The 6,000-nt window shown below is 65.1% G+C and carries 6 protein-coding genes; 1 reads left to right on the top strand and 5 read right to left on the bottom strand.

The window, feature by feature from the left end; all coding sequences use genetic code 11:
- Positions 1-258 (bottom strand): RNA chaperone Hfq (gene hfq / locus F3J15_RS16380; protein WP_166892497.1); only part of this gene is annotated, 258 nt, incomplete at its 3' end.
- Positions 259-554: 296 nt separating this feature from the next.
- Here hfq and F3J15_RS16375 point away from each other — a divergent pair.
- Positions 555-839 carry a hypothetical protein gene (locus F3J15_RS16375; protein WP_069247847.1) on the top strand — a complete coding sequence of 95 codons (285 nt, stop codon included), beginning with the start codon at positions 555-557 and terminating at the stop codon, positions 837-839.
- A gap of 27 nt (positions 840-866) precedes the next feature.
- Here the strand turns inward: F3J15_RS16375 and F3J15_RS16370 are convergent, their stop codons facing one another.
- The 4 genes from F3J15_RS16370 to F3J15_RS16355 all read right to left on the bottom strand — a co-directional run bounded on the left by F3J15_RS16370 (position 867) and on the right by F3J15_RS16355 (position 5,982).
- Positions 867-1,784 carry a DUF1571 domain-containing protein gene (locus F3J15_RS16370; protein ID WP_166892494.1) on the bottom strand — a complete coding sequence of 306 codons (918 nt, stop codon included), beginning with the start codon at positions 1,782-1,784 and terminating at the stop codon, positions 867-869.
- Positions 1,785-1,813: 29 nt separating this feature from the next.
- Positions 1,814-3,568: an AMP-binding protein gene (locus F3J15_RS16365; protein ID WP_089445505.1), complete on the bottom strand. Its 1,755-nt coding sequence runs from the start codon at positions 3,566-3,568 to the stop codon at positions 1,814-1,816.
- Positions 3,569-3,724: 156 nt separating this feature from the next.
- A complete protein-coding gene (locus F3J15_RS16360; protein ID WP_166892491.1) occupies positions 3,725-4,546 on the bottom strand; it encodes a TetR/AcrR family transcriptional regulator in 822 nt (273 codons plus the stop codon).
- Between the two features lie 215 nt (positions 4,547-4,761).
- The gene (locus F3J15_RS16355; RefSeq protein ID WP_089445507.1) at positions 4,762-5,982 is read right to left on the bottom strand and encodes an MFS transporter; all 1,221 of its coding nucleotides are present in this window, start codon (positions 5,980-5,982) and stop codon (positions 4,762-4,764) included.
- Positions 5,983-6,000: the final 18 nt, after the last annotated feature.

The raw sequence follows: 6,000 nt of genomic DNA, 5'->3' as shown, positions 1-6,000 counted from the left end.
CCCGCCGGTGCGCGGCCCGCGGGGGCCGCTGCCGCCCGGGCGCGAGCCGCCCGTGTCGAGCTGGATCGTGGAAATCGCGCGCTTGTAGATGCCTTGCAGACCCACGGGGGTGCGCAGCATCACCAGGTACTGGTCGAACGACTCGATACACCCCGTCAGACGAATGCCGTTGACGAGATAGATTTCAACGCGCTTACGTTCCTTGCGCGCCGAATTGATGAAGTCGTTTTGCGGATGGGATTCTGCGGGATTGGCCATTGAGGTGCGGCAGGAGCCTGCGTCAGAGAATATGTTGTGCGTGTGTGTGGCGTGTTCGTCCACAAGCCGTTTCGCGGAATTCTACCCTGTTCGATCGGGGAGCGCGAAGTCGTGATTGTGTCGAACCGTAACCCACTATAGACGTTCCAGCGCATTTTCGCGATTCGGCCGAACGGCAAATGCCATTTCGTTACGCCGCGTTACGACTCTCGCAATGGCGTATCACCTTGGTTCGCGCGCGACGCTTATATTGCTTCGCGCGAGCCGGGCGGGCCGGTATATCAGGGATTCAGAACATGAACAAGAGGCAATGGGCAGGGTGGGTCGGGAGCGTGGCGTTGCTGGCCTCCGGCAGTGCGATGGCGGGGCATGTCGACCTGTCGGTCGGCATCGGCGTACCGGTCGCGCCGGTCTATGTCGAGCCGGCGCCGGTCTATGTGGCGCCGCAGCCGGCCGTCGTCGCCTATCCGGGCTATGGATACGGCTACGACGGCGATGACGACGACGATCGCTATCGCAAGTGGCGCAAGCACTATTACAAGCATTGGCATCGGCACCACGGCGACGACGATGACGACTGAGCCCGGGATCCACCCCGCCGGCGCGCATCAGAACGCGTAGTCGGGGTTTTTCGGGTCGAATGCGGTGTCGTCGAGCGTCGCCGGCGCGATTTTCTCGATGACGATCCGCTCGAAGATCCTGCCGTCGTTGTCATACGACTCGACGGTCCGGAAATAGGGCGCGTGCAGGTCGAGCCCGAGAACTTCCTTCTTCGCGTAGAACTGCGGCCGGCCGGTCGGTGTTTCGTAGGTGAGCGTAACGACACGCACGCCGTTGATCGTTCTGGCTTCCACATCGGTCGGCCGCTGCACGCCGGCTTCCAGATATTTCTTCCCTTCGGTCAGGTACAGGTTCGTGATGAATTCGGTGCCGAGATCCTTCACCTGGTGATTCGACTGGGCGCGCGCGAGTGCGCCGTCGATGGCCGTCCACAGCGGAATCTTGCCGAGCAGGCCGCCGAGGTGGCCGTACATCTCGTCCTTGCGCTGCGTCGTGTCGTAGATGGTCTCCTGTCCGGCATGCGCGCCGCCCGGCAGCCATTTCGCATAGACGCGCAGCGGCTCGCGGGTGGTCTTCACGAGCATGCGGTCGGGCGTATCGGACCATTTTCCGCTGATGCGTTCCTGGCGCACCATCGTGAACTGGTAGGACGGATAGCCGTTGGGACCGTTACGGATATAGAGCGGCACGGCGAGCGGATCGAGTGCCTTGAAGAGCGCCGTGAGCGTGGCGTCATCGAGTTGCGCGAGCGTGCCGCGCTGCGCGGCCGTGCGCAGCCAGCGTGCCTGCTGCGCGACAGGCTCGCGTACGACTTTCGCGAGATTGGCCGGCAGGGCGATCTCCTGCGCCGCGCTCACGGCGCTGGCCGCTTCCTGCGCACGCAGGCCACTCTGGGCGAGCGACAGCATGCACGCGACTGCCACGGCGGCGGCATGCCGCGCGTGGCGCTTCTTTCCTTCGTTCATCGACGGCGTCTCCCGGGGCGATGGATCGTTCAGCCTTGCTTCGCGGCCTTGATTTTGGCGAGTTCCTCGTCGCGCAACGCACGGCGCAGGATCTTGCCGACGTTCGTCTGCGGCAGCGCGTCGCGGAACTCGACGAATTTCGGCATCTTGTAGCCGGTCAGGTTCTTGCGGCAGTGCGCGAGCACGTCGTCGACCGTCAGCGACGGGTCGCGGCGCACGACGAACACCTTGATCCGTTCACCCTGCACCTCGTCAGGAATGCCGATCGCCGCGGCTTCGCTGATGCCCGGATGCATCACCAGCACTTCCTCGATCTCGTTCGGATACACGTTGAAGCCCGACACGAGGATCATGTCCTTCTTGCGGTCGATCAGGCGGATGAAGCCGCGTTCGTCCATCACGCCGATGTCGCCGGTGCCGAGCCAGCCGTCGGCGTCGATCACCTTGGCCGTCTCGTCGGGGCGCTGCCAGTAGCCGCGCATCACCTGCGGGCCACGCACGCACAGCTCGCCCGGTTCGCCGACGGGCGCCCAGGTGCCGTCCTCGCGGCGAAAGCGCACGAGGGTGGACGGCGCGGGCAGGCCGATCGAACCGCTGAACGCGGCCATGTCGTTCAGGTCCACGGGGTTCATCGTGACGATCGGCGAGCACTCGGTCAGGCCGTAGCCCTCGACGACCGGCCGGCCCGTCACCTGTTGGAAGCGCTCGGCGACCGCGCGCTGCATCGCCATCCCGCCGGCCATCGCGAGCTTCAGCTTCGAGAAATCGCGCTTGCGGAATTCCTCGTTGTCGAGGAACGCGTTGTACAGCGTATTGATGCCGGTGATCCCGGTGAACGTCTCGTTGCGAATGATCTTCATCACCATCGTCATGTCGCGCGGGTTCGCGATCAGGATGTTGCGCCCGCCGAGCCCCATGAAGATGAAGGCGTTCACCGTCAGCGAATAGATGTGATACAGCGGCAGCGGCGTGAGCACGGTTTCGACGTCGCCCGAGACCTGGTCGGCGATCCAGGCCTTCGCCTGCAGCAGGTTCGCGATCAGGTTGCCGTGCGTGAGCATCGCGCCTTTCGCGACGCCGGTCGTGCCGCCCGTGTATTGCAGGAACGCGAGGTCGTCGCGCGTGATCGGCACCGGCTGCGGCTTGCCGCGCGCACCGAGCGCGAGGGCGGAACGCAACCGGATGGCCTGCGGCAGATGGTAGGCCGGCACGAGCTTCTTCACATGCTTCAGCACGAAATTGATCAGGCGTCCTTTCGCATTGAAGCCGTCGGCGAGCAGGTCGCCGAGCGCGGTGACGACGATGTTCTTCACCTGCGTTTCCGGCAGCGCGTCCTGCAGCGTGCGCGCGAAGTTCTCGAACACGACGATCGTTTGCGCGCCGCTGTCCTTCAGCTGGTGTGCGAGTTCGCGCACGGTGTAGAGCGGATTGACGTTGACGACGATCGCGCCGGCCTTCAGCGTGCCGAACAGCGCGACCGGATACTGGAACGTGTTCGGCAGCATGATCGCGACGCGGTCGCCGGGCTTGATGCCGATGCTTTGCAGGTACGACGCGAACGCGTCGACTTTCTGCGCGAGCGTGCGATAGGTCATCGATGCACCCGCGCTCACGTAGGCGACGCGCTCGGCGAAGCGGCTCGTGCATTCGTCGAAGAACTGCACGAGCGACGCGTATTGCGTGACGTCGATGTCGTGCGGGACGCCGGGCGGATATGACGCGTACCAGATGCCGTCGGTATTCGGCGGAACCTGGGCCGCTGCGGTTGCTGCGGAAGATGACATGACGAGTCTCCGGTCTTTGCTCTCGGCGAGGGTGGGCGCTTCGGCGCCGGCCCGTGCCCCGTGCCGCACGGTCGATCGACGGGGCGCCTCGACGCCCCGCACGACCGTGCGTTTCAATCAAATCGTGAACAGGACGCCGCGCGTGGCCTCACGCGCTCAGTTCGTGGAATGCAGCGTCGCCGCATCGACGGGGCGCGCAGCCGACTGCGGCAGCCCGAACGCTTCGCTGGCCCCCGCGTCGTCGAGCACGGCCGCGAAGATCGACAGTTGCGCGCTGTCGGGCATCGGCGCTTTCAGCGCGGCGACGATCAGCGACGACAGTCGCGCGATCATCTGCACGTCGTTCATCGTGCGGCCTTGCGAGAACTCGTCGATCAGGCTTTCCGTTTCGGCGCCCGCGAGCGCGCCGGACAGTGCGCCGATCGCGAAGTGCAGCCGCCAGCCGAGCTCCGTGCGCGGCAGGTGCGGCAACGCGCGCTGGAACGCGTCGAAGAAGCGGCCCGCGACACTCGCATAGTGCGCGGTCAGGAAGTTGCGCACGAACGGCGACGGATCGGTGTACGCACGGCCGATCAGGCGCAGGAAGCCGGGCCCGCCGCGTTCGGGATTGCGCGAGGCCTTCAGCGCGGGAATGAACATCGCGCCGAGCACGTGCTCGCAGGTGATGTGTGTGCCGAGTTGCGCATCGAAGCGGTCGAGAATGCCGAGGCGCTCCTGGTTGAGCTGGTCGAGCCGGCGCGACAGCATCGCGTGGATCAGCGCTTCCTTGCTGCCGAAGTGGTAGTTGACCGCGGCGAGGTTGACCGCCGCGCGCGAGGTGATCTGCCGCATCGACATCGCCTCGAAGCCATGCTCGATGAACAGGTCCTCGGCCGCATCGAGGATGCGCGCCTTCGTCCCGCCGGTCTGCCGCGTGCCGGATGACCGTGCCCCGGACGGCCGTCCCGCGGATGGCCGCCCCTCCTGACTTACTGCCATGTCCCGCCTCCCATGCCGGTCGCCCGGCCGCGAACTGGTGATTTGTTTGTCTGATTCAAACAGTCGTTTTTATTAAGATAAAAAATCGCGGACCGAGCGGGCAAGCGGGGAATCTGGACAAATTCCTCTAGTTCGATGTGCGAATGCGGAAAGTATCGCGCGTGCCCTCGACAGGACGGGGCATGCGCGATGATGCGGTGCGGCAATGCGCGGGTTCAGGTGACCGTGCTACGTGTATTGACCGATTGCGTCATGTCGATGCCGCGCCGCTCGCGGCTGAACTGGATCAGCACGGCGATCACGACGGCGACGATGCCGGCCACGAGCGCGAGCGCGAAGCTGTAATTGTTGTTGTTCGAAACGGCGAGCGAGGCCTGCATCGTCGCGTTGCCCGACGCGAGCAGGTTGCCGAGCTGGTAGACGACGCCGGGGAAGGTCGCGCGGATCTCGTCGGGCGAGATCTCGTTCAGGTGAACCGGGATCACGCCCCACGCACCCTGCACCGAGATCTGCATCAGGAACGCCCCTGCGGCGAGGGCAACCGGGCCGCTCGAGAACGCCCACAGCGGCAGCACGGGCAGGGCGATCAACGCAGCGATGAAGATGGCGCGACGGCGGCCGATCCGTTCCGAGATCGCGCCGAACGACAGGCCGCCGACGATGGCGCCGATGTTCAGCACGATCGTGATCCACGACACGGTATGCGGATCGAAGTGATGCTGTTCGCGCAGGAACGTAGGATAGAGATCCTGCGTGCCGTGCGAGAAGAAGTTGAATGCGGTCATCAGCACGATCGCGTAGATCGTGAGTTTCCAGTTCTGCTTCAGCGTGGTGCCAAGGCTCGGGCGCGGGCGCTTTTCCATCTGCTTCCATGCCGGCGATTCGGGCACGTGCGAGCGCACGTACAGCACGAGCAGCGCGGGCAGCACGCCGACCATGAACATTCCGCGCCAGCCGATGTACTGGTAGAACAGGCCGAACACCACGGACGCGAGCAGGTAGCCGCTCGGATAGCCGGCCTGCAGCAGTCCCGACACGAAGCCGCGCGCATGGGTCGGCACGGTTTCCATCGTCAGTGCGGAGCCGACACCCCATTCGCCGCCCATCGCGACGCCGAACAACGCGCGCAGCACGAGCAGCGCGGTCAGGCTCGGCGCGAAACCCGATGCGAGTTCGAGCAGCGAGTAGCAGGCGATGTTGACCATCAGCGTCGGGCGGCGGCCGAAGCGATCGGCGAGCCGGCCGAAGATCAGTGCGCCGAGCGGGCGCATCGCGAGCGTCAGGGTGAGCGCGAACGCGACGGCAGGAATCGTCGACCCGAATTCGGCGGCGATGTCCTTCAGCACGAAGACCATCAGGAAGAAATCGAACGCATCGAGTGTCCAGCCGAGGTAGGCGGCGATCGTGACGTTGCGTTGTTCGCGGGTCCAGCTCATGTCCGAGGTCTCCTCGTT

This window comes from Burkholderia sp. Ap-955 (genome assembly GCF_011753045.1).
GTDB classification, from domain to species: domain Bacteria; phylum Pseudomonadota; class Gammaproteobacteria; order Burkholderiales; family Burkholderiaceae; genus Burkholderia; species Burkholderia lata_D.
The sequence above is the reverse complement of the archived record's forward strand: the minus strand, read 5'-3'. Positions and strand labels throughout refer to the sequence as shown.

Bases quoted from the DNA above. Each gene is read 5' to 3' on its own strand.
- F3J15_RS16355 (WP_089445507.1), bottom strand. From the start codon at position 5,982: ATGAGCTGGACCCGCGAACAACGCAACGTCACGATCGCCGCCTACCTC.
- F3J15_RS16365 (WP_089445505.1), bottom strand. From the start codon at position 3,568: ATGTCATCTTCCGCAGCAACCGCAGCGGCCCAGGTTCCGCCGAATACC.
- F3J15_RS16370 (WP_166892494.1), bottom strand. From the start codon at position 1,784: ATGAACGAAGGAAAGAAGCGCCACGCGCGGCATGCCGCCGCCGTGGCA.
- F3J15_RS16375 (WP_069247847.1), top strand. From the start codon at position 555: ATGAACAAGAGGCAATGGGCAGGGTGGGTCGGGAGCGTGGCGTTGCTG.
- F3J15_RS16360 (WP_166892491.1), bottom strand. From the start codon at position 4,546: ATGGCAGTAAGTCAGGAGGGGCGGCCATCCGCGGGACGGCCGTCCGGG.